This is a genomic window from Phyllobacterium sp. UNC302MFCol5.2 (genome assembly GCF_000686005.1).
In the GTDB taxonomy this organism is placed as follows: Bacteria; Pseudomonadota; Alphaproteobacteria; order Rhizobiales; family Rhizobiaceae; genus Phyllobacterium; species Phyllobacterium pellucidum.
Genome location: NZ_JMLL01000010.1, coordinates 156,734 through 178,148, shown reverse-complemented (window position 1 = coordinate 178,148; position 21,415 = coordinate 156,734). Strand labels below are relative to the sequence as shown.

At 60.3% G+C, this 21,415-nt stretch carries 19 protein-coding genes and 1 pseudogene; 8 read left to right on the top strand and 12 right to left on the bottom strand.

All coding sequences use genetic code 11. From position 1 onward, the window contains the following. Positions 1-35: 35 nt before the first annotated feature. Positions 36-542, top strand: a complete 507-nt coding sequence (locus BR48_RS0102785) for a hypothetical protein (protein WP_036813225.1) — start codon at positions 36-38, stop codon at positions 540-542. Further along, entirely contained in the window at positions 542-877 is a 336-nt protein-coding gene (locus BR48_RS26085) for a hypothetical protein (RefSeq protein WP_155810795.1), read from the top strand. Before BR48_RS0102785 ends, BR48_RS26085 begins: the two co-directional genes overlap by 1 nt. Here BR48_RS26085 and BR48_RS0102780 read toward each other — a convergent pair. From BR48_RS0102780 to BR48_RS23645, 3 genes are read right to left on the bottom strand one after another with little or no spacing between them, the layout of a single operon-like run. After that, positions 861-1,226 carry a DUF423 domain-containing protein gene (locus BR48_RS0102780; RefSeq protein WP_027229905.1) on the bottom strand — a complete coding sequence of 122 codons (366 nt, stop codon included), beginning with the start codon at positions 1,224-1,226 and terminating at the stop codon, positions 861-863. The two genes, BR48_RS26085 and BR48_RS0102780, sit on opposite strands and share 17 nt — an antisense overlap. 26 nt (positions 1,227-1,252) lie before the next feature. Further along, positions 1,253-2,353, bottom strand: a complete 1,101-nt coding sequence (locus BR48_RS0102775; RefSeq protein ID WP_027229904.1) for a pyridoxal phosphate-dependent aminotransferase — start codon at positions 2,351-2,353, stop codon at positions 1,253-1,255. Between the two features lie 50 nt (positions 2,354-2,403). After that, positions 2,404-3,291, bottom strand: a complete 888-nt coding sequence (locus tag BR48_RS23645) for a protein-methionine-sulfoxide reductase heme-binding subunit MsrQ (protein ID WP_051614500.1) — start codon at positions 3,289-3,291, stop codon at positions 2,404-2,406. Positions 3,292-3,418: 127 nt separating this feature from the next. Between BR48_RS23645 and BR48_RS0102765 the strand changes: the two genes are divergently transcribed. The 3 genes from BR48_RS0102765 (at position 3,419) to BR48_RS0102755 (ending at position 6,429) form a co-directional block, all read left to right on the top strand. Continuing rightward, positions 3,419-3,919: a DUF1236 domain-containing protein gene (locus tag BR48_RS0102765; protein WP_027229903.1), complete on the top strand. Its 501-nt coding sequence runs from the start codon at positions 3,419-3,421 to the stop codon at positions 3,917-3,919. Positions 3,920-4,110: 191 nt separating this feature from the next. Then, positions 4,111-5,160 carry an aldo/keto reductase gene (locus tag BR48_RS0102760; RefSeq protein WP_027229902.1) on the top strand — a complete coding sequence of 350 codons (1,050 nt, stop codon included), beginning with the start codon at positions 4,111-4,113 and terminating at the stop codon, positions 5,158-5,160. Positions 5,161-5,208: 48 nt separating this feature from the next. Then, the gene (locus BR48_RS0102755; protein WP_051614498.1) at positions 5,209-6,429 is read left to right on the top strand and encodes an MFS transporter; all 1,221 of its coding nucleotides are present in this window, start codon (positions 5,209-5,211) and stop codon (positions 6,427-6,429) included. Here the strand turns inward: BR48_RS0102755 and BR48_RS0102750 are convergent. Together BR48_RS0102750 and BR48_RS0102745 are read right to left on the bottom strand one after the other, a co-directional pair. Beyond that, positions 6,426-7,715 carry an Hsp70 family protein gene (locus tag BR48_RS0102750; protein WP_027229900.1) on the bottom strand — a complete coding sequence of 430 codons (1,290 nt, stop codon included), beginning with the start codon at positions 7,713-7,715 and terminating at the stop codon, positions 6,426-6,428. The two genes, BR48_RS0102755 and BR48_RS0102750, sit on opposite strands and share 4 nt — an antisense overlap. Positions 7,716-7,835: 120 nt before the next feature. Beyond that, entirely contained in the window at positions 7,836-8,744 is a 909-nt protein-coding gene (locus BR48_RS0102745) for a LysR family transcriptional regulator (protein ID WP_027229899.1), read from the bottom strand. A gap of 99 nt (positions 8,745-8,843) precedes the next feature. On the opposite strand from BR48_RS0102745, the pseudogene BR48_RS23640 reads away from it, so the two are divergent. Beyond that, positions 8,844-9,850 (top strand): annotated as a pseudogene (locus tag BR48_RS23640) (aldo/keto reductase). 37 nt (positions 9,851-9,887) lie between these two features. Here the strand turns inward: BR48_RS23640 and BR48_RS23635 are convergent. Next, the gene (locus BR48_RS23635; protein WP_051614794.1) at positions 9,888-11,393 is read right to left on the bottom strand and encodes an MFS transporter; all 1,506 of its coding nucleotides are present in this window, start codon (positions 11,391-11,393) and stop codon (positions 9,888-9,890) included. A 122-nt stretch (positions 11,394-11,515) separates the two neighbouring features. On the opposite strand from BR48_RS23635, the gene BR48_RS23630 reads away from it, so the two are divergent. Then, complete coding sequence (locus BR48_RS23630; RefSeq protein ID WP_051614497.1) at positions 11,516-12,421, top strand: LysR family transcriptional regulator; 906 nt, start codon at positions 11,516-11,518, stop codon at positions 12,419-12,421. Between the two features lie 29 nt (positions 12,422-12,450). Here the strand turns inward: BR48_RS23630 and BR48_RS0102725 are convergent, their stop codons facing one another. From BR48_RS0102725 to BR48_RS0102705, 4 genes are all read right to left on the bottom strand, one after another. Further along, positions 12,451-13,017, bottom strand: a complete 567-nt coding sequence (locus tag BR48_RS0102725; protein WP_245273372.1) for a hypothetical protein — start codon at positions 13,015-13,017, stop codon at positions 12,451-12,453. 132 nt (positions 13,018-13,149) lie between these two features. Then, positions 13,150-14,187, bottom strand: a complete 1,038-nt coding sequence (gene gnd / locus BR48_RS0102720) for a phosphogluconate dehydrogenase (NAD(+)-dependent, decarboxylating) (protein WP_027229897.1) — start codon at positions 14,185-14,187, stop codon at positions 13,150-13,152. Positions 14,188-14,382: 195 nt separating this feature from the next. After that, complete coding sequence (locus BR48_RS23625) at positions 14,383-14,637, bottom strand: hypothetical protein (protein ID WP_036813218.1); 255 nt, start codon at positions 14,635-14,637, stop codon at positions 14,383-14,385. Positions 14,638-15,080: 443 nt separating this feature from the next. Then, positions 15,081-16,406: a CoA transferase gene (locus BR48_RS0102705; protein WP_027229896.1), complete on the bottom strand. Its 1,326-nt coding sequence runs from the start codon at positions 16,404-16,406 to the stop codon at positions 15,081-15,083. Positions 16,407-16,463: 57 nt separating this feature from the next. Here BR48_RS0102705 and BR48_RS0102700 point away from each other — a divergent pair, with 57 nt between their 5' ends. Next, positions 16,464-17,615, top strand: a complete 1,152-nt coding sequence (locus BR48_RS0102700; protein WP_081815739.1) for a citrate synthase family protein — start codon at positions 16,464-16,466, stop codon at positions 17,613-17,615. A 208-nt stretch (positions 17,616-17,823) separates the two neighbouring features. On the opposite strand, the gene BR48_RS26765 is transcribed toward BR48_RS0102700, so the two are convergent. Beyond that, entirely contained in the window at positions 17,824-17,949 is a 126-nt protein-coding gene (locus BR48_RS26765) for a hypothetical protein (protein ID WP_255453099.1), read from the bottom strand. Positions 17,950-18,180: 231 nt separating this feature from the next. Further along, the gene (locus BR48_RS0102690) at positions 18,181-21,402 is read right to left on the bottom strand and encodes an efflux RND transporter permease subunit (RefSeq protein ID WP_027229894.1); all 3,222 of its coding nucleotides are present in this window, start codon (positions 21,400-21,402) and stop codon (positions 18,181-18,183) included. Positions 21,403-21,415: the final 13 nt, after the last annotated feature.

The window sequence follows — 21,415 nt, the reverse complement described above, 5'->3', positions numbered from 1 at the left end:
AGCTTTTTGATGATTCATTTTCAGAGCAGGTTTTCATGATCGATTACCGAATCGCCCGCAAAACTATTGCCCTCGTCGCCGTCCTCGTTCCTTTGAACTACGCCTTGCCCGCCAGCGCTCTCAGCATGAAAGAATGCAGCGTCAAATACAAAGCTGCGCAGGCGGCGGGTCAAGCAGCCGGTGTGTCGTGGAATGATTTTCGCAAGGCCAATTGTGCAACCGATGCCGCAAAGACGCCGGCAGCGGCAGCTGAAACCGATGCCCAGCCATCCGATGCCACAGCAGCGGAGGAACCTGTCGCAAAGCCGAAAAAGTCGCCAAAGAAGACCGACACCACCGCGACATTGAACTCCGGCAAGGCGACGTACCCCTCATCGGTGGCGGCGAAATTTGCTTCAGAAACGCCGGCCAAGGCGCGGATGCACACCTGTCTCGAGCAATATCACGCCAACAAGGAGAAGGGCACTTTGGGCGGCTTGCGCTGGATCCAGCAGGGCGGCGGCTATTACTCGACGTGCAATGCGAGGCTCAAGGGTAACTGATGCCGCAGAAACCGTTGCCGATGCGTCCCTTCAAATCGGCGGCGGTGGCCCAGTCGATCTCCCTGAAAAGGGGATCGCGTTTCTTGAAAAGTCTTTCCGAAAAGTGGATGCCAGCGGGATATCTTGATGGGGGATACGCGGGGCCGAGGGAAGATGTTTTCTATCTGAAAGGAAGCGTCAACCGTTGCGGTCTGCCGAATCTTTCGGCGAGCTTCGCGGGCGCGTTAACAGCCTGCCGAACATTGCCAGACTTGCCCGCCTCTCGAGCCTGCCGTCGGCGCCTTTGCAATCATAAACAATTGGCCGATGGCGAGCCGTTTATCTTTGGCTTTTGAAATCCAGCCCGCGAAAAGCCGTCGCCGCAACGATCAGCCATCCAAGAATAAGCAGTGAGCCGCCAAGCGGCGCTGCAAAAGCGAAGAGCCGGTCGCCGGTATAATCGCGTGCCGCAAGATCGCCGATAAAGAACAAGAGCCCGAGCACCAGCACCAGACCGCCGAAATAGGCGGCCTTGCTCATCCTCGCGAGAATAGCGAGGGCAAGAAACGCCGGCGCATGGATGGAAAGGATCGGCGCAATCGTCGCCATATGTCCGCTTGCGCTATGAGCCGCGGCCGCATAGGCGGCGATGCCCGCCGCTCCGAAAAGACCGCCAAGGCCAACAAAGGCGCGATTGATATCCACCGGGGTTTCTCCGTGATTTTGAGGCTTCAAGCAAGTGAGGCGAGGGCGAGCGGAAGCTGCTCGGCGAAATAATCGAGTTCGTGTTCCAGCCCCACACTCACCCGAATGCAGCGGTCGAGCCCGGGCGCCATGGGCTTGCGCACAAAGACGTCACGCTCGATAAGCGCGTTGAGGACGGAGAGCGCGAAGGGCCCGTCGCGGCCGCAATCGATGGTGACGAAATTCGTGGCGGACGGGATGGCCCTCAAGCCATTTCCGGCGGCGATCTGCGCGATACGGTCGCGACCGGCTATGATCCGCGCGATGACCGAGGTCAGGTAATCCTGATCCTTCAACGCTGCGAGCGCTGCAGCCTGGGTCAGCCGGTTCATGCCGAAATGGTTGCGTATCTTGTCGAAGGCAAGGATTTGCCGCTCAGCGCCGATGGCATAGCCACAGCGCATGCCGGCAAGGCCATATGCCTTGGAGAATGTGCGCATGCGCAACACGTTGGGGCGCGAAACGTCGATCGGCGGCATGGCAGAGGCAGGCGCGGTTTCGCCATAGGCCTCGTCGAGGATCAGCATCGTCGTGGTAGGCAGCCTTGCGATGAAACGTTCAATATCCGCCGCCGCCCACCACGTTCCCATCGGGTTGTCTGGATTGGAGAAATAGACCAGCGGTGCGTTTTCGCGCTCGACGGCGTCAAGCAGAGCGTCAAGGTCTTCCCTGTCATCGCGATAAGGCACCGTGACCAGTCGTCCGCCAAATCCCGCGACATGGAAATTGAATGTCGGATAGGCGCCGAGGGAGGTGACGACGGGCGTACCCTGCTGAACATATTGGCGCACCGCAAGCCCGAGCAGCGTATCGACGCCTTCGCCGACGACGACGTTGCCCGGCGCCACACCGAGATGGGCAGCCAGCGCCTGCTTCAGATCGAAGTTCTCCGGATCGGCATATTTCCAGGCATCCGCCGCATTTTCCTGCATGGCGGCAATGACTGACGGCGCCGGACCGAAACTGTTTTCATTGGCACCAAGCCGCGCCCGGAAAATGCGGTTGCGTTTGCGCTCGAGCGCTTCAGGTCCGACGAATGGCACTGTCGAGGGCAAGGAGTCGATGAGGGGGGTAAATTGCGGTTCCATGGCAAAAGCGATAGCAGTTTTTGCGTCGGTGAAAAGCAAAACTTCTGCGTTTACTTGGCCGATAGCGGATTGATCTTGCGGCCATCATTGCCAATCATCGGTCTTATCGCCGCCCAGAAGGCGGGTATCAGACAGGCCATCAGGACCCACCAGGTTGGCCGGATCGAGTGGCTGAAACTGAGATTGGCGAGGAGGACGCGGGACGGGGGGATCCGCGTCGCAACGGCGAACCAGGCATATTCGATGAGGACTGTTCCAAACGCCGCGATGACGGCGATGGCGATGAGCGTCGGTACTGCCGCTATATCAAAATCCCACACCTTGGCCACGCGATAGGCGAGAAGCGCGAACAAAAGCCCCGCCATTAAGGTGGGCTCCGTCACATCGGCCTTCGACTGCATGAAGAAATGCAGGATACCGAGGGCGGCCAGCGGATAAGCCAGACGGTGCAGCCTGTTCCAGTTTTTCCCCATGCGCCGGATCATGGCATCCGTCGAGGTGACGCCGAGCGCTACCAATCCGAGGAGGGTGACAAAACCGATAAGCAGGTAGATGCGCAGCCAGATTTCGGTGGCGACCCTTGAAAGGTTGAAGTTCTGATCGACGATGTAGAGCGAAAAATGCAGGAGCGCGTAGGCAAGGGCCGTCAGCCCCAATATGCGCCGGACAAGAATGAGCTTCGACCAACGCGTAATGGCGCGAAGTGGTGAAATCGTCAGCGAGACCAGAAAGAAACGGATGGCCCAATCGCCGGTCTCGTGGATCGCCTGGGTAATTGGCCGGGGCCCCAGAATGTTGGTCTTGTAGCTTGCAGCAATCCACAACAGAGGCAGAAAAGCGACTGCCAGCGCCGCGATCTTGATGACCGATGGCTTACCGGCTCGATCATTCCACGGATACTTCATGGCGATCCTGTTTTGGCGTTTCGTCTGCGTCATTTACGGCCATAACCGACCCGAAGGTTCAACACAACAAGCCGTGAAGGCGCCAATGCGCCTGCCATTTTCTCGGAACCATATCGGCCCCCGCGGGGTTTTCCCTGCGAATGAAACAGGAGAGGTCACAATGAACAAGGTTCTCACACTGACGGCAGCCGCGTTGTTTGCAACGACCGGTTTCGCCCTTGCGCAGGACGTGCTCGTGGAAGTGCCGCAGGGCGCCCGTGACTACGTGATCGCGAATCCGTCCGATCCGGTGGTGCTCGACGACAGTGTTTCACAGGGCTATGTCGTGCCGGAGAGGATCGTTATCCACGAAATTCCGGATAATCCCGATTTTGGCTATGTCTACGTCAACGGTCGTCCGGTGATCGTATCGATGCGCAGCCGCCAGGTGGTCTACCTGTCCGAAAGTTCAAAAGCCGTGCCGGACGATGCGATAACCTATATTGAGCGACATCCGGTCGACACAGTGATGATCGATGGTCCCGTTTCGAGCGGCACGGTCATTCCGGGAGATGTAATGCTCAACGATATCCCGGACCAGCCGCGCTATTCCTACGTCTACGTCGACCAGAGGCCAGCGCTCATCGACCGGAGCACGAGACGCGTCGTTTGGGTGCGTTAAACCAATATCTGTCGATCACGGCCCGAAGCCGGTTGCGCCTGCAACCGGCTTCGTAGTGTTTGGCAGTTGCTCACGGTGCACATTTGCGTCATCCGGTTCAATCCGGGGGCGACATCCGCGCGGCGGACAATTATAGATAGGCCCTTCGTCACGTTCCGGCGCAGCCCATCTGCATCATCAGGGAGTCCGACATGGAGTATCGTCAGCTTGGCCGCTCCGGCCTCATCGTGTCTTGCTTGAGCCTCGGTACCATGACCATGGGCGGCCAGGGCAATTTCGCCAAGACCGGCGACACGGACCTTGAAGGCGCGAAGCGTCAGATCGGCATGGCCCTCGACGCCGGCATCAACCTTTTCGATACGGCCGACATCTATTCAGCCGGCGCCTCGGAGGAGATCGTGGGCCAGGCCCTGAAAGGCAAGCGCGACAGCGTCCTGATCGCCACCAAAGCGCGGTTCCGGATGGGCTCCGAAATCAACGATGCCGGCCTGTCGCGTTACCACATTATCCGCGCGGCCGAGGCCAGCCTGAAGCGGCTTGGCACCGACCATATCGACCTTTACCAATTGCACCAGTGGGACGGGCTGACGCCGATCGATGAAACGATTGAGGCGCTCGACACGCTTATCCGATCCGGAAAAGTGCGCTATGCCGGCGTTTCCAATTTCTCGGCATGGCACCTCATGAAGGCAATCGGCACGGCTGCGCTCAAGAATTATATAGCGCCGGTCAGCCAGCAGATTCACTACAGTCTCGAAGCCCGCGAAGCCGAGTACGAACTCATTCCGGCAACGCTCGACCAGCAGCTCGGCGTGCTTGTCTGGAGCCCGCTCGCCGGTGGCCTGCTTTCCGGAAAATATCGCCGCGACAAGGATGCGCCCGAAGGCACGCGGCAGCTTGCCAATTGGGGCGAACCGCCCATCCGCGACCAGGAGCGGCTCTACGATATTGTCGACGTGCTGGTTGAAATCGCAGAAAGCCGCGATGTATCTGCGGCGCAGATCGCGCTGGCCTGGCTGCTCGGGCGATCCGGTATCACGTCCGTGATCGTCGGCGCGCGCACGGACGAGCAACTTGCGGACAATCTGAAGGCCGCCGAAATCAGCCTGACGTCCGAGGAGCGGGAAAGACTCGACAAGGTGAGCCTTCTGCCGTTGATCTATCCCTATTGGCATCAGGCGCGCACCGCGTCCGATCGCCTGTCGCAGGCCGATCTTTCCCTGATCGAGCCACATCTGTAAGCCACACATAACCGGCGAAGAGGAGCGCCGGTCGAAAGATCGATTTTGATGCCCCATTCCCGCGACGCCGCCCAAATTGAAACTGCCATCACGGACACGCCCGAATTGCCGGGACTTTCGCCGGCTCTTACGTTTCTGTTCGCTTTCGCCTGCGGGGCGATGGTAGGCAATATCTACTATGCGCAGGCCTTGATCGGCCTGATCAGCACCGACCTCGACATGCATGGCGGCATGGCTGGCTTCATCGTCACGGTGACTCAGCTCGGTTATGGTGCCGGACTGCTCTTCCTCGTCTCCCTAGCCGATCTCGTTGAAAATCGTCTCCTCGTCCTTCTAACTCTGGCTGGCACGGCGATCGGGCTTGCCGGCGCTGCCATGTCCGGATCGGCAACGACATTTCTGTTCTTTTCCTTTGCTATCGGCTTTTTTGCCTGTGGCGCGCAGGTGCTCGTACCCTTCGCCTCGCATCTGGTGCCGGCGGCATCGCGCGGGCGCACCATCGGCAACGTCATGGCTGGTCTCCTGACCGGCATCATGCTGGCGCGGCCGCTTGCCAACCTTGTTGCCTCGGAGTTCGGATGGCGGGCGATATTCTGGATTTCCGCGGGGGCCATGCTCGTCGTTCTCGCCCTCCTGCGCATCGCACTCCCGCTCCGCCGTCCTCACGGTTCAATGGGCTACGGCGCAATCCTGAAATCCATGGCGCATCTGCTGGTGACGACACCCGCGCTGCAGCGCCGGGCAATCTACCAGGGCATTATCTTCGCGAGCTTCAACCTGTTCTGGACGGCGATCCCGCTGCTGCTGACCGAAAGATTTGGCTACAGCCAGCGTCAGATCGCTCTCTTCGCCCTCGCCGGAGCAGCGGGCGCGGCAGCGGCGCCGATCGCCGGGCGGCTTGCCGATCGCGGCCACACGCAACGCGGGACTGCGATCGCCATGATCACGCTGACGATCTGGTTTCTTGTGGCAGGTTGGGCGGGCACCGCTATTTCCATCGCTGCGCTGGTGCTTTCGGCGATCTTCATCGACAGCGCCGTGCAGACCAACCAGATCCTCAGCCAGCGCATCATCTTCTCGCTGAACGACCATGCGCGCGGACGCTTGAATGCCGTCTATATGACGATCGTTTTTCTGCTTGGCTCGGCGGGATCCGCGCTTGCGGCGGCAACCTATTTCTATGGCGGCTGGTGGGCGACGGCAGCGTCAGGTGCGGCCCTTGGCCTTTTGGTTCTGCTGATCTTTGCGACCGAGCGAAAAGCGGTCTAGACGGCCCACTGCCTGACGTCGTCGCGCTCTCCAATGAGTGCGAGCCCATGGGCGATAGACAGGAGTTCACCGCCGGTCTCGATGCGGCTGTGATCGAAGCGCTCGGTAAAGATGCGCCGCACGGCGGGCACGAACGAGGTCCCGCCGGTCAGGAATACCTTGTCGATTGCCCCGGCAGGCGTCGCCGTCTTTTCGAGAACGTCGTCGAGCGCGCCTTCAATGCGGGCAAGGTCGCCCGCGATCCACGACTCGAAGTCGGCGCGCCGGATCGTCTTGTGGCCGCCGCGACCAAGCGGTGCGAAATCGAACGCCGCTTCATCGCCGGACGAAAGCGCGATCTTGGTGGCGGAGACTGCCTGGTAGAGCGGGTAGCCCTCGTCATGTTCGACGAGATCGACGAAAAGTTCGAGCCGTTCTGGATCAAGGCTATCCCGGACAAGTTTCTTCAGCGCCGAAAATTCCTTCGAGGTCTTGAAGATCGACAGCTGGTTCCAGCGGCCGAAATTGGCATACCAGGAGGCGGGTACTTCCAGTGTCTTGTCGAAGCTCTTGAAGAAACTGCCTTTTCCGATCTGCGGCGCGACGATCTGATCGATCATTCGATAGTCGAAATGGTCGCCGGCAATGCCGACGCCTGAATGTCCGACTGGAGTGGCGCTGAGCTTGCCGCCGTTTGTTTCGAAGCGGATGATCGAATAGTCGGTCGTGCCGCCGCCGAAATCTGCAACGAGCACTGTTGCGTCGGATTTCAGGTTCTGGGCGAAGTAGAAGGCCGCGGCCACAGGCTCGTAGACGAAATGAATTTCTGGGAAGCCGAAGCGGGTCAGCGCCGCGTTGTAACGTTCGACGGCCAGTTGCGGATCGGGATTGGCGCCGGCGAAATGCACGGGCCGTCCGGTGACGATCCGCGATATATCGGCCGGCCAGTGATCGCCGGCATAAGTCCTGAGCCGACGCAGGAAAATCTCCATCAGGTCTTCGAAGGTCTGGCGCTTGGCGAAGATCAGCGTGCCCTGAAACAGGGGGCTTGCGGCAAATGTCTTGATCGACTGCAGGAAACGGCATTCGCCGGGGTGATCGATGAACTGGCGGATGGCAGCGTGGCCCGCTTCGACTTTGAGGGCCGCGGCGCCGGCGCGCGGGTCCTTCATGAAGGAGAGGGCGGTGCGCATGCTGTCGGCGGTGCCGGCCGTGCTGGTGAAGGCAAGGGAGCGTGTCGAACGGCCCTCCGCGAGCGCCATGACCGTATTGGTCGTGCCGAAATCAAAGCCCAGCGCGTGTGCCATGGCAGCGCTCCTTCTATCGCGTGATGTCATTAAGGTCGGAATTCAGCGGATGCGAAATGCGCCCCCGGCAAGGGAGGCGCGTCATGGCATAGTCGCCGCTGCGATGCAAGGCCAGCGATTCTATTTTGACGGCGATTTAGCGGATGCCTTTATGAAGTCGACGAATGCGCGCAACGGTGCCGCCATGTGTTTGCGGCTTGGATAGTAAAGGCGCGGGCCGGTAAAGCTCTGCCAATATGGGCTGAGGACCGCGACCAGCGCGCCGCTGGCGAGCGCTTCGGCAAGAAATTCCTCAAATGTATAGACCAGCCCCAGACCATCGATCGCTGCTTTGACCTCCATTTCGGCTGTCGACGCGATGAGCGGGCCCTTGGGCGTCACCTTGATGACTTGACCATTCCGTTCGAATTCCCAATGCGGAATGTAGCCACTGCTAAAGCGGTGACGGATGCAGGCATGGTTCACCAGGTCGCGCGGATGGGCGGGGAGGCCGTGAGCCGAAAGGTAGGAGGGCGCCGCCGCCGCGACGAAACGCTGGGTCGGGGGCCCGATTGGGATTGCGATCATGTCGCGCTCGATACGTTCATCATAACGGATGCCGGCGTCGAACCCAGCGGCGAGCACGTCGATGAATGTGTCGGAGGCGGTGATCTCGAGCGTGATACCTGGATGGGCCGCAAGAAAAGCGTTGATGATTGGCGGCAAGATCCGTTCCGCTACGATGACCGGAACATTGAGCTTGAGCGTCCCCGTCGGACTGTCGTGGAAACTGTTCATGCTGTCGAGCGCGCCGGCGATCTCGCCAAGGGCCGGCGTTAATCGTTCGATGAGGAGTTTGCCAGCCTCGGTCGGGGTAACGCTCCGCGTGGTGCGGTTGAGAAGCCGCACGCCGATACGGGCCTCAAGGCGGCGTATGGCTTCGCTCAGCGCGGAGGCGGACACGCCGCGCATCATCGCTGCGGCGCGGAAATTCCGCGTCTGCGCCACCGCAACCAGCGCGCTGAGATCAGAGAGATCAGGATCTGTCATTGTGCAGTTTTCCAAACAACCCATGCACAATATAGCGGATTATCGCACAAATACAGAGAGCCTATAGTGCTTTCAACCGAGGCAAAGGAATTGAACGAAATGCAACATCATCAACTTGGAAAGACCGGGCCGCGCGTATCGCAGATCGGGCTCGGCTGCATGGGCATGTCGGGCATGTATGGGCCGTCCGATCGCGCTGAAAGCATTGCCACCATCCACGCCGCGCTCGATGCCGGTATCAACCTCATCGACACCGGCGATTTCTACGGAATGGGTCACAACGAATTGCTGATTGCCGAGGCGCTTAAGGGTGTCAGGCGTCAGGATGCGGTGCTCAGCGTCAAGTTCGGCGGGCTGCGCGACCCAGCAGGCGGCTGGACCGGTTTTGACGGGCGGCCGCAGGCGGTCAAGAACTTCGCAGCCTATTCGCTGCAGCGCCTCGGTGTCGACTATATCGACATTTACCGCCCCGCACGGCTCGACCCGGCCGTACCGATTGAAGAAAAACGATAGGCGCAATTGCCGATCTCGTGAAAGCTGGTTACGTCAGGCATATCGGGCTTTCCGAGGTGGGCTCGGAGACGATCCGCCGTGCTGCCGCGGTCCATCCGGTCGTCGATTTGCAGATCGAGTATTCACTGATTTCGCGTGGTATCGAGGACAATATCCTTGCGACCTGCCGCTCACTTGGCATCGCCATCACCGCCTACGGCGTGCTGTCGCGGGGGCTGATCAGTGGCCATTGGACGAAGGAGAGCGCGCAGACCGGTGACTGGCGCGCCCATAGTCCCCGTTTCCAGGCCGAAAATGTTGACGCCAACCTCGCGCTCGTCGAGGCGCTGAAGAAGATTGCGGAGGCAAAGGGCGTGTCTGTCGCGCAGATCGCCATTGCCTGGGTCGTAGCGCAGGGGAGCGATATTTTCCCCGTCATTGGCGCACGCCGCCGCGATCGTCTTGCTGAAACGCTTGGTGCTCTCGATGCAAGCCTCAGCCGCGACGACCTTGCGGCTATCGAAAAGGCCGTGCCCAAGGGTGCGGCCGCCGGCGACCGCTATGCTGCGGTCCAGATGGCTCATCTCGACAGCGAGGCAGGGGCACATGGATAAGGTCCCCTGGCCCGCCCATGCCAAGGCGGGCCCGCACCTAGCTCCCCGACGCCGCAGCCAACCCGACTTTGTCGCAGCGTCGGGGGAGAACCGTTAAACTGAATGCGCCCATGATCCAGGCGGCAGCTGCGCCATAGAGCATCACCCAGCCAAATCCATTGTTCAACGCGCTTATTGCTTGTTCGTGTGAGACGCCTGCGGCGACTGCCTCGGAGAAATTGCCGGCGGCTATGGCATCGATCAGGGCCGCCGATGCGGGAAAATTCGGGGCGAGGGCGCCGGAAATGCCCAGAACGAGTATGAAGCCCATCAAAGCGATATTGATTGCCAGCGAGATCATGCGGGCGCTCATGTCCATTCCCGATGCCATGCCCGCGCGTTCGACGGGCAGTGCGCCGGTGGCGGTGTTGGTGACGGGCGTATTCGTCAGTCCCAATCCGACCCCGGCAACAATGCAGCCGGGCACAATCGCAATGCCAGCTAGATCACCGAACGTCGCAAAGCGCATCAGCAGAAAGCCCGTACCGATCGTAAAGAGGCCGAGAGGAATGACGAACCGCGGTCCCCGCTGCAGGAGCAGGCGCTCGGCAAGCGGGGGAACGACAAGGCTGGGAACCGTGTAGGCGAGCAGAATGAACCCTGCTTCGATACTGTCGTAGCCTAGGACCGCCTGCAGGAAGATAGGCAAGTAGATGACGAATGGCCAGAAGCTGAAGTTCATGCCGCTCGATCCCAAGAGAGCACCGGAGAAGAGGCGCACTTTAAAAACGCGGAAATCGAACATCGGCCGGGAAGTGGAGTTCTCGATGACGATGAATGCCAGCAGGCTGATGCCGCTCGATGCCAGAATTGCCAACCCGTGCAGACTGGTCAATCCAATGGCTTGACCCTGGGTGATGAAGTAGACAAGGCAGAACACGGATAGCAAGAGGGTCGCCATGCCGGCAAAGTCGATCCGCGTCGCGTGCGGATCGCGCGACTCGACCACGCCTGCGAGCGTAAGAAAAGCGGTGCCGACCGCAAGCACCGTGTGGATCAGGAATACCCATTGCCAGCCTGCAAAGCTCGCGATCAGGCTTCCGATAATGGGACCAAAGCCGAGCCCGATCCCGAAAATGATGCCCCACCAGCCAAATGCGCGTGCCCTTTCCTTGCCGCTGCGAAAGTGATCGGAAAGAACGGCGACCTGACACGCCAGCATTGCGGCGCCGCTTGCGCCTTGCAGAAAGCGTGCACCGATGAGCAGCGACGGGGTGTTAGCCAGACCGCAAGCGAAAGATGCCGCCCCAAAGACAAATATCCCGATCAGGAAAATACGCTTGCGGCCAAAACGATCCGCCAGCGCGCCCATCGCCATCAACACCGTGCACATGGCGATCGTATAGGCATTCATTATCCATTGAAGCTCCTTGAAGCTTGCCGGCAGAACGCTCTGGAGCGTCGGCAGGATGGAGGGAATGCTGGAGATTTCGAGCCCGAGCATAAGCGCGGACAAGCAGACGGCGGCCAGCGCCATCGTATTTCTTGAAACGTCGGTTGTCATGATTGCCTTGATCGAATGAGCGGCCAGTACCTTGGCTGCGAGGGAACACCGACGAGCAAAATGTCGCGAAGTTGATGACAACACAATCGTATGATAACGCATATCAGTGATAACAAATCTGGATGATCGAAGTGATTTCACTTGAAGTGGATGCCGTACGAGCGTTCGTGACCATTGCCGATTTTCAAAGCTTCACGCGTGCAGCGGAGGTGCTGGGAACGACTCAGGGCGCAATCAGCGTAAAGCTGAAACGACTGGAGGACCGGCTGGGGCAAAAATTGCTGGAGCGAACGCCGCGCCAGGTCAGGCTCTCGGCCCAGGGCGAGATGTTCATTCAATCGGCGCGGGCCTTTCTTACTGCCCATGAAAGGGCATTGGCCGATCTGACCGCCTCCCGCCGGCGCTTTGCGCTTGGCATAGCGAGCCATGTCATGGGCCCGGAGGTATCATCGTTATTGGCAAAGCTGAAGTCGCTGGATCCGACACTGATAATCGAGGTTCGTGTCGACAGTTCGCGGTCGCTTTTGGATTTGTACGATGCCGGTTCACTCGATGCGGTCATAATCCGCTGCGATGATGACAGGCGCGATGGCGAAACCCTGGGACCCGAGCATTTCGGGTGGTTCGCCGCGCCGGGATTCGTTCACTGCAAGGGCGAACCCTTGCGCATTGCCGGGCTCTCACCTAGCTGCGTCGTTCGCGACGTTTCGACCAGCCTGCTGGATCGGGCGGCGATTTCGTGGACGGAGGTTTTCATTGGAAGCACGTCCGCAATTGTCGCCGCCCTCTCGGCAGGGCTTGCCGTCGCCGCATTTCCACACAGGCTGGCGCCGGCCGATGTCGTGGAAGTCAGCGAAAGATTTGCGCTGCCGCCGCTGCCTTCCTTGTCGATTGTCTTGCACTCTTCCCTGACGGATCCGAAGAGCCGGGAAGCGCTTCGGGCCATAACCGCGGCCTTTCGCGAGCATCCGCGGTCAGCCCCGCAAAGGACAGTCACAAGTCTGTCTGGCCATGCGCTTATTGGATGATGGGCCGCGCACGCGCGCGATCCCATTCATTACATCGGCGGAACGATACCGTTGGTCCCGACGACGATGCGCTTTGTCGAAAGGCTGTCGCCATTGCCGCGCTCGGCTGAGATGAACACCGTGGCGCCAGGCTTCAGGTCATCCTTGCTGGCTTTGGCCAGCGTCACGATGGGCGTTCCATCGGGGATAGCGATCTTCTTTTCTGTACCATGATAGACAACCGTCAGCGTCCGTCCGTCGATGTCCTTGACCGCATCAGCGACCGTCGCGTTGGTCATGCTGCTGTTCGGCTTCAGATCCCAGGGCCGGTCGCCTTCGCCCGTGCCTTTAAGAGCGGCCGGGAAGAGCACGACCTCGACGGCGCTCGCAACACCTTCGCTTTTCGGCACATTGGTTATGCCGACGAAATCGCCCTTCTTGATATCGTCGATCGAAGCCTTGACGACGCCGCCGACCTGCCAGCCGTCACTCAAGGCAACGGTCGCATCGGGTCCTTCGCGAGTTTTCACCACGATCGCAGTGTCGCTCAAGCTTTCGATCGCGCCGCGAACGTTGACGCGTTTGGTGGCTGGCGTTGCTGCCGTCTGCTTGGACATTGTGTTCTCTGCATGAACCGCGAGCGGGAAGGCGAGCGAAAGCAATCCTCCCAACAGCGCTGCCGGGAAGCCAAATCTCGATGATATCCTAGCCATGTTTCTGCTCCTGTCAGACAGGCAGCCGGCGCAACCCTATTGCCCGCCGGGCTTGGCCTGCTTTTCCACGTGTCCGCCAAATTCTCGGCGCATGGCGGACAGAACCTTGTTGGCGAAATCGGCATTGCCACGTGAACTGAAGCGCTCGATCAGCGCGGCGCCGAGCACAGGGGCGGGCACCGCCTCGTCGATGGCGGCAATCAGCGTCCAGCGGCCTTCGCCGGAATCCGACACATGCCCCGCATAGCCGGCGAGGCCCGGATCTTCGTAAAGCGCGTCGGCCGTGAGGTCGAGCAGCCATGAACTTATCACGCTGCCCCGCCGCCAGACTTCAGCAATGTCGGGAAGATTGAATTGATACTGATAATGTTCAGGGTTCTTGAGCGGTGTCGTCTCGGCATCCGCCTCGTGCGAGCGCAGGCCAATATCGGCATTGCGCAGGATGTTCAGCCCCTCCGAATAGGCGGCCATCAGGCCGTATTCGATGCCATTATGCACCATCTTGACGAAGTGACCGGCGCCGTGCGGGCCGCAATGGAGAAAACCCTGATCCGCCGTGCTTTCGCCCGCCGGCATGGCACGGCGGCTCTCGGTCTCGGGCAGATCGCCCTTTCCCGGCGCGAGCGCTGCGAAGATAGGCGAAAGGTGCTGCACGATGTCCGGTTCCCCGCCGATCATCAGGCAGTAGCCCCGTTCAAGGCCAAACACGCCCCCACTCGTCCCGACATCCACATAATGGATGGCGGATGATTTAAGCGCCGCGCCGCGCCGTATGTCGTCGTGGTAATAGGAATTGCCGCCGTCGATGACGATATCATCCTTCTCGAGCAGCGGTACCAGCTTGGCGAGCACCGTATCCACCACAGCTGCGGGCAGCATCAGCCATACCGCACGCGGACGCGACAGCTTTGCCACGAATTCCTCGAGCACGGTCGAGCCATCCGCTCCGAGCCGCTGCAGTTCGGCTACGCTCTCGGCTCTTGTATCGTAGACCACCAGCTCGTGGCCGCGTTTCAACAGGCGCTGCGTCATGTTGCTGCCCATGCGCCCCAGCCCAATCATGCCAAGCTGCATTTTAAATCTCCCAGGTCCGAGTAATTTGCATGCAGGCTGCACGTTATCGGCGGCGCGTTCAACAGCCAAGTTATGCCCCGGCCTTTTGCGGTACAAGCACACGCGCGAGTCATAAGATCGTGATGGCCGGAATTGCTGGTGCCTCAGTCCGATGACAGACTCAGGAGAGGTTTTGATTGGCTTTCGCCATCGCTCCTACCACCAGCCCGGGCCGTAATAGGGCGGCCCGTAAATGAACACGGGCTGGTTGAACTGCATCTGCGCACGACGATCGGCACGCCGGTCGAGATCGATGCGGAGCAGGCAGTTTGAGAAGGCGGTCGTACCGAGCTTGAAGCCGAAGGAGGCACACTTCTGGTTGTCCATGGCCCGCTGCTGTTCGGGGGTAATAGTCTGACATGCGGCAACGAACAGCGGCAGCAAGAGCACGAACAACACCGTAAATCTCATCTGTCCCTCCTGGGCCACCAGAATACGAACTTATCGCCCCGCCGCCATTATGTCGCTTGGCTGGCAGGTTGAACAGTCAGACTTTGGGCATATGAAATAAGATGGGGGAGGGCGTCTTCAGATAAACAACAAGCCGTGCAGAGGCTGCTTTGAGCCGCGTTCGTGATCCCCCTTTCCAAGCTCCGCGAGCTTCGAAAGACGTTCGGCATCCAATTCTCCATCTTCCGTCATGTCCAGCGTTCTCCCGCTGGTCTCTCGCGATCAAGAATAACCATTTCTGGCGCGCCGGGCGGCATGCGCTGGTGTATCCGCCTTCTGGCGATGGCGCGCCTGCCCTCCTTCAGGACCTTTCGTCAGTTGTCGACTTAGGAGGTGTAATGCGTGCGAAACTTCGGGGATGAGACGAGATTGGCGGACCGGTATGAATAAATGACCCCAAAGGATCACCAGCTTGGGGTATCGTCCCGCAAAGATCCAGCGGGCGCCGCCCATTCTGGCGACTTGCCTTCAAGGCGGACTGGGAATTTTAGTCGCCTGGCCGGTCCCCAAGCCGTGGCTTCGAGGGCAGGCGCCAAATCGGCTATGCTTTCATCAAGTGCAGAGCCTTGAAAATCGCGGGCACCTGCGGCGGTCAGCATTGCCGCGGTTCGGGCGAGAGACACGCGGGCGGATAAGCTGACGCCAGTCGACTGGCACTGGCGTAAAGCACGCAGGACCGTTGCGGCCATCAGATATCCTGTCGCGTGATCAAGCGCCTGTACTGGAAGCGGCAGCGGCCGGTCTGCCGTGGCCCGCCGCATTCCCTCGTAGGCAATCCCGCAACTCATCTGGACCAAGCTGTCGAAGCCGCGCCGACTTTTCCATGGCCCGCTCCAGCCATAGGCATTCAGGCTGACATCGATCAGGCCGGGCGACAGGCGCTCCCGCTGTTCATCGTCGTAGCCCAGTTTATCGAGCGCGCCGGGGCGGTAGCCGTGCACCAGAACATCGGCTTCGGAAAGCAGGGTCTCGAATATGCGGCGATCGTCCGCCAGGTGCAAATCCAACCCCGCCCGGCGCTTTCCGAGAGTAACTTCCGGTTCCACACCCGGTTCATGCCAGCCGGGCGGGTCGATGCGCAGGACCTGCGCGCCAAATCCTGCAAGGAACCGGGTCGCAACCGGGCCGGCCAGCACCCGGGTTAGGTCAAGCACCCGTCGACCGCGCAGGCCCGTGAACCGGCACCCCTGTCCGCTTTGCCGCCAGGTGATCAATGGTTCAGCGGCCACTGCCCGCCCCTGCGGATGCCCCGCCCATTCCTCCAGACTGTGCATGGCCGCGGCCGCGCCGCCAGCCGCCACGACCGCATCTTCCAGCACCCCTTTCCGCCAAGCAACTACCGCCTTGGAAACACGTGCGCTATCAGCACCGCAGCCCAGCACCTGCAGCGCGGCATCGCGGTGATGTGGGGCATTGGTGTGCAACCGGAGCCAGCCATCTGCGGTCTGGTAATCGCCCGATATCGGATCCCAGGCCGCGGGGAGGCTCCAGCCCGAAGGCCTCAGCGTCATGCCGAACCACATCAGCGCCAACCGACGGTCAACCGAGACTTCGCGCGCGCCCGTCAACGCAGCGAGTTCCCTTGCCGCGACCCGGAATGCGGCTTCTGCCAGATCCGACACCCGAAAACAGGATCTGAGTTCGCCGCCAGCGCATTGCAACACGTCGATGTCTGGAGAAAGATCAAGGCCCAGCGCCTCGTCGATCTGCCGCTCGAAATCATCCGTCATTGGTGCCTCCTTGCCGTGAAAGGCGCATAAAATCGTCCAATTGACAGGCTGTAAATCTTGATCAATATAATCAATATGAAATCGCTGGACTGGCTCGATACCCGCACGGCCTGCGCATTGCTTGGAGTCAAACCTCAGACGCTCTACTCCTATGTCAGCCGCAGCCTTCTGCGTGCTCAGGCTGATGCCGGGGACGCGCGGCGTAGCCTTTACGCGCGCTCTGACGTGGAAGCCCTGCTGCAACAGAACCACCGCCCGCGAGCCCGCGCAGAAGTTGCCGAACAGGCGCTTCGCTGGGGGCAACCTATACTTGCCACCGCGATATCCGAGGTGCGGGAGGGCATGATTTGGCTGCGTGGAAGGTCGATTGAGGAGTGTGCGAACATCCTGACGCTTGAGGATATGGCCGCGCATCTATGGACGGTTGGCGCGGTTGATTTTGCCGCGAGCGATGTCGCGAGTTTTTTGCCGGATCCGGTCAGTCGGGCGCTGGAAACGCTTGCGCTCAGCATTCCGAAGGCCTCCGCGATGCAAGATCTTACGCCCGAAGGCATCGCTCGCGAGGGGGGTAGGCTGATCTCCGATGTGACGAATGCCCTGCTTGGCGCACCAGCATCCGGGCCAATTCATCTGCGGTTGGGCCAGGCTTGGGGGACAGACGCGCAGGGATGCGATGATCTGCGCCGTGCACTGGTCCTACTGAGCGATCACGAGTTGAACCCATCGACTTTCTCCGTGCGGATCGCTGCATCGACGGGGGCGAGCCTCGCGGCTGCGTTGCTTTGCGGTCTCGCGACGCTCAGTGGCCCCCGGCATGGCGGTGTCGCATCGCTGGCACGGCATGCGCTGCAGGCCACGCAGGACGGAGACATGGAAGGCTTTCTGACTGAGCAAGCCGGCCAACCGCCTTATGGCTTCGGCTTCGGGCATCCTCTGTATCCCGACGGCGATCCGAGAGCGCGGTTCATTCTGGATCGCCTCGCGCCGGATGCCCCGCCTGTGGTCGCTGTTTGGTCTCTGTCCCGGCATCTGGGCGTGCTGCCAAATATTGATACAGCGCTGGCCGCATTGAGTATATCGCGAGACCTGCCGGAGCGCGCCGCGTTCACCATCTTCGCAACCGGACGGATGGTGGGGTGGATCGCACACGCGATCGAACAAGTGCAGAGCGGAGAGATCATCCGTCCGCGGGCACGGTATTGCGGTTGAGGCTGGACGGGGTTGGCAAGGGCCGTCACGCAACTGGCCGCCGCCATTATGTCGCTTGGCTGGCAGGTTGAACAGTCAGACTTTGGGCATATGAAATAAGATGGGGGAGGGCGTCTTCAGATAAACAACAAGCCGCCAATCATCAAAAGCACGATGGCGCCCGCCAGGATCGGCAGTATGGAAAAACCTTGGGACGTGTTTTGCGGCCTCAATACCAATTGGGCACGGTCAGCAGGAAAGTTGCTGCGACTTCGGTCAGAAACACAAAGACAACGAAGGGAATAAATCCGTCGCTGACCTTCCGATTATCATTGGCTGCGGCAAAGCTGCTCAAGGCGTTCTCCTGATTTTAACGACCCCCGCAACACGCGGTAGGATCATGATCGTCAGTGCCGAATTCGGCTGGTCACATAACTGTAACAGTTTGAAACCTTTTGTCACCCAAAAAGTTCCATAACCAAATTGAAATTAGCGCTGGCCGCTTTCTGGCGGAAAAAATCGATGCTGGATCAATGCTTTGATTCGAGCGGCGCGGGTGGGATTAAGCCCGCGCCGCCGCGTTTTTTTACTCTGCCGGCGACGGGGCCGGAAGAATCACGTCCGAATTATGGCCTGACGTGCCTTCGAAATGGCTGCCATGCGTCGCATGACGCAAAGGCCGATTCCCGCTGAGCGCCCGGACCAGAACGTAGAAGACCGGGGTCATGAACAGTCCGAACAGGGTCACGCCAATCATGCCGGCAAAGACCGCGACGCCCATGGCGCTGCGCATTTCAGCGCCCGCCCCCGTCGAGGTAACCAGCGGTACGACGCCCATGATGAAGGCGAGGGACGTCATCAGGATCGGGCGCAGGCGCAACCTGCTCGCTTCGACGACGGCCTTGAAGGGTGTCGCCCCCGCAAACTCGAGCTCGCGCGCGAATTCGACAATCAGGATCGCGTTCTTGGCCGACAGACCGACCAGAACGATCAACCCGATCTGCGTAAACACGTTGTTGTCGCCAGCCGTCAGCCAGACGCCGGTCAAGGCGGCGAGGAGCCCGAGCGGCACGATCATGATGATCGACAGCGGCAAGGCCATGCTCTCATACTGGGCTGCAAGCACAAGGAATACGAGAAGGATCGACAGCGGAAAGATCAGATAGGCGGAGTTGCCGGCAATGATCTCCTGGTATGTCAGTTCGGTCCATTCGAAACCGATGCCTGCCGGCAGCGTCTCGGCGGCGATCTTCTCGACAGCCGCGCGTGCCTGACCGGACGAATATCCGGGCGCGGCATTGCCGTTCACATCGGCGGAGAGGAAGCCGTTATACCGCATCACGCGGTCGGGACCCGCACTGGAATCGACCTTGATCAGGGCGGAAAGCGGGATCATCTCGCCAGTACCCGAGCGTACCTTCAGGTCGCCGATATCCTCGGCCTTCGCCCGGAAATTCGACTCCGCCTGCATCCGCACCGAATAGGTACGGCCGAACTTGTTGAAGTCGTTGACGTAAACGGAACCGAGATAGATCTGCAGCGTGTTGAAGATCTCCGGCAGCGATACGTTGAGTTGGCGCGCCTTGGCGCGATCGACATCTGCGTAAAGCTGCGGAACGTTGATCTGATAGCTGGAGAAGAGGCCTGTCAGCTCCGGAGCCGCTGCCGCCTTGCCGAGGAATGCCTTGGTTGCGTCGTCGAGCGCCTGGTAGCCGAGGCCGTTACGGTCTTCGATCTGCAACTTGAAGCCGCCGATCGCACCAAGACCCTGCACGGGGGGAGGCGGGAACACGGCGCTGAACGATTCCTGGATGCCGAACAGTTGCTGATTGAGCTGCATGGCAATGGCTCCGGCGCTGAGTTCCGGCGTCTTGCGCTCTTCGAAGGGCTTGAGCGAGACGAAGACGATGCCGGCATTGGCGCTGTTGGTGAAGCCGTTGATCGAGAGGCCCGGGAAAGCAATTGTGCTCTGGACGCCCGGGATCTTCAGCGCGATGTCGCCGATGCGGCGAACGACCGCCTCGGTCCGGTCAAGGGTGGCGCCATCCGGCAGCTGGGTGAAGCCGACCAGATATTGCTTGTCCTGCGGCGGAACGAAGCCGCCGGGAACGCTCTTGAACATGAACGCCGTCGCGCCGATGAGGACGAGGTAGATCGCCATCATCAACGTCTTGCGCGAAATGACACCGCGCACGCCCCGGCTATAGCCGTTGGCGCCGCGTGTGAAGACGGCATTGAAACCGCGGAACAGCCAGCCCAGCGACGCGTCCATAAATCGTGTCAGCCGATCCTTCGGCGCGTCATGTCCCTTGAGGAGCAGGGCGGCGAGGGCAGGCGACAGGGTCAGCGAGTTGAACGCCGAGATCACCGTCGAAATGGCGATCGTCAGCGCGAACTGCCGGTAGAACTGGCCAGTTAGCCCGGTGATGAACGCGAGCGGCACGAACACGGCGACGAGGACAAGCGCAATGGCGATGATCGGTCCCGAAACTTCGCGCATGGCCTGGATGGTCGCCTGCCGGGGCGCAAGCCCGTTCTCGATATTGCGCTCGACATTTTCCACGACGACGATTGCATCGTCGACGACAATGCCGATGGCAAGGACGAGGCCGAAAAGACTGAGCGCATTCACCGAAAAGCCGAAAAGATGCATCACCGCAAATGTGCCGATGATCGAGATCGGGACGGCGATCAGCGGAATGATCGAGGCGCGCCACGTCTGCAGGAACAGAATGACCACGAGGACGACGAGAACGACAGCTTCAAGCAGCGTATGAATCACGGCCTCTATAGAAGCGCGCACGAACTGCGTCGTATCGTAGACGATTTCGTAGTCGACGCCCTCCGGCATGGTCAACTTCATCTCGTCCATGACGCTGCGCACCTGGTCCGCGATCTGGATCGCATTGGAACCGGGCGCCTGGAAAACCGGGATTGCCACCGCAGGCTTATTGTCGAGCAGCGAGCGCAACGAATACTGCGCCGCGCCAAGCTCGACGCGGGCAATGTCCTTCAGGCGGGTGATCGCCCCGTTGGCTGCCGTCTTGACGATGATCTGCCCGAATTCCTCTTCCGACTGAAGCCGCCCTTGCGCGTTGACCGACAGCTGCAGATTGACGTCGTTCGGGCTCGGTGACGCACCGATCACGCCCGCAGCCGCCTGCACGTTCTGGGCGCGGATTTCGCTAAGAACGTCGGTTGCCGAGAGACCAAGCTCGGCCGTCTTCTGCGGATCGAGCCAGATGCGCATCGAATAGTCGCCCGAGCCAAACAATTGCACATCGCCGACACCAGTGATGCGGGCAAGCCGATCCTTGATGTTGATCAGGGCATAGTTGCGCAGATAGGTGATGTCATAGCGGTTGTTGGGGGAGATGAGGTTCACGACCAGCATCAGGTCCGGCGAACTTTTCACCGTGGTGATGCCGAGACTGCGCACCTCCTCGGGCAGGCGCGGTTCCGCCTGCGAGACGCGGTTCTGAACCAACTGCTGCGCCTTGTCTGGATCGGTACCAAGCGCGAAGGTGACGGTCAGTGTCATCTGGCCGTCGGCAGTCGCCTGGCTGCCCATGTAGAGCATGCCTTCGACGCCGTTGATCGATTCCTCGATCGGCGTCGCCACCGTTTCCGCAATGACCTTGGGATTGGCGCCCGGATACTGTGCGCGCACCACGATCGAAGGCGGGACCACGTCCGGATATTCCGAAACGGGCATCGCCGTGAGGGCAATCAGGCCGCCGAGAAAGATGACGAAAGAAAGAACGCCCGCAAAAATCGGGCGATCGATGAAGAAGTTGGAAATGTTCATGTCATTCCACCTG

What these genes read in the sequence shown, in the direction of transcription:
- BR48_RS0102750 (WP_027229900.1), bottom strand. Translation starts at nt 7,715, where the DNA reads ATGGCACACGCGCTGGGCTTTGATTTCGGCACGACCAATACGGTCATG.
- BR48_RS0102745 (WP_027229899.1), bottom strand. Translation starts at nt 8,744, where the DNA reads ATGACAGATCCTGATCTCTCTGATCTCAGCGCGCTGGTTGCGGTGGCG.
- BR48_RS0102725 (WP_245273372.1), bottom strand. Translation starts at nt 13,017, where the DNA reads ATGTCCAAGCAGACGGCAGCAACGCCAGCCACCAAACGCGTCAACGTT.
- BR48_RS0102760 (WP_027229902.1), top strand. Translation starts at nt 4,111, where the DNA reads ATGGAGTATCGTCAGCTTGGCCGCTCCGGCCTCATCGTGTCTTGCTTG.
- BR48_RS0102785 (WP_036813225.1), top strand. Translation starts at nt 36, where the DNA reads ATGATCGATTACCGAATCGCCCGCAAAACTATTGCCCTCGTCGCCGTC.
- BR48_RS23630 (WP_051614497.1), top strand. Translation starts at nt 11,516, where the DNA reads ATGATCGAAGTGATTTCACTTGAAGTGGATGCCGTACGAGCGTTCGTG.
- BR48_RS0102765 (WP_027229903.1), top strand. Translation starts at nt 3,419, where the DNA reads ATGAACAAGGTTCTCACACTGACGGCAGCCGCGTTGTTTGCAACGACC.
- BR48_RS0102705 (WP_027229896.1), bottom strand. Translation starts at nt 16,406, where the DNA reads ATGACGGATGATTTCGAGCGGCAGATCGACGAGGCGCTGGGCCTTGAT.
- BR48_RS0102775 (WP_027229904.1), bottom strand. Translation starts at nt 2,353, where the DNA reads ATGGAACCGCAATTTACCCCCCTCATCGACTCCTTGCCCTCGACAGTG.
- BR48_RS23635 (WP_051614794.1), bottom strand. Translation starts at nt 11,393, where the DNA reads ATGACAACCGACGTTTCAAGAAATACGATGGCGCTGGCCGCCGTCTGC.
- BR48_RS23645 (WP_051614500.1), bottom strand. Translation starts at nt 3,291, where the DNA reads ATGACGCAGACGAAACGCCAAAACAGGATCGCCATGAAGTATCCGTGG.
- BR48_RS23625 (WP_036813218.1), bottom strand. Translation starts at nt 14,637, where the DNA reads ATGAGATTTACGGTGTTGTTCGTGCTCTTGCTGCCGCTGTTCGTTGCC.
- gnd (WP_027229897.1), bottom strand. Translation starts at nt 14,187, where the DNA reads ATGCAGCTTGGCATGATTGGGCTGGGGCGCATGGGCAGCAACATGACG.
- BR48_RS0102690 (WP_027229894.1), bottom strand. Translation starts at nt 21,402, where the DNA reads ATGAACATTTCCAACTTCTTCATCGATCGCCCGATTTTTGCGGGCGTT.
- BR48_RS26085 (WP_155810795.1), top strand. Translation starts at nt 542, where the DNA reads ATGCCGCAGAAACCGTTGCCGATGCGTCCCTTCAAATCGGCGGCGGTG.
- BR48_RS0102755 (WP_051614498.1), top strand. Translation starts at nt 5,209, where the DNA reads ATGCCCCATTCCCGCGACGCCGCCCAAATTGAAACTGCCATCACGGAC.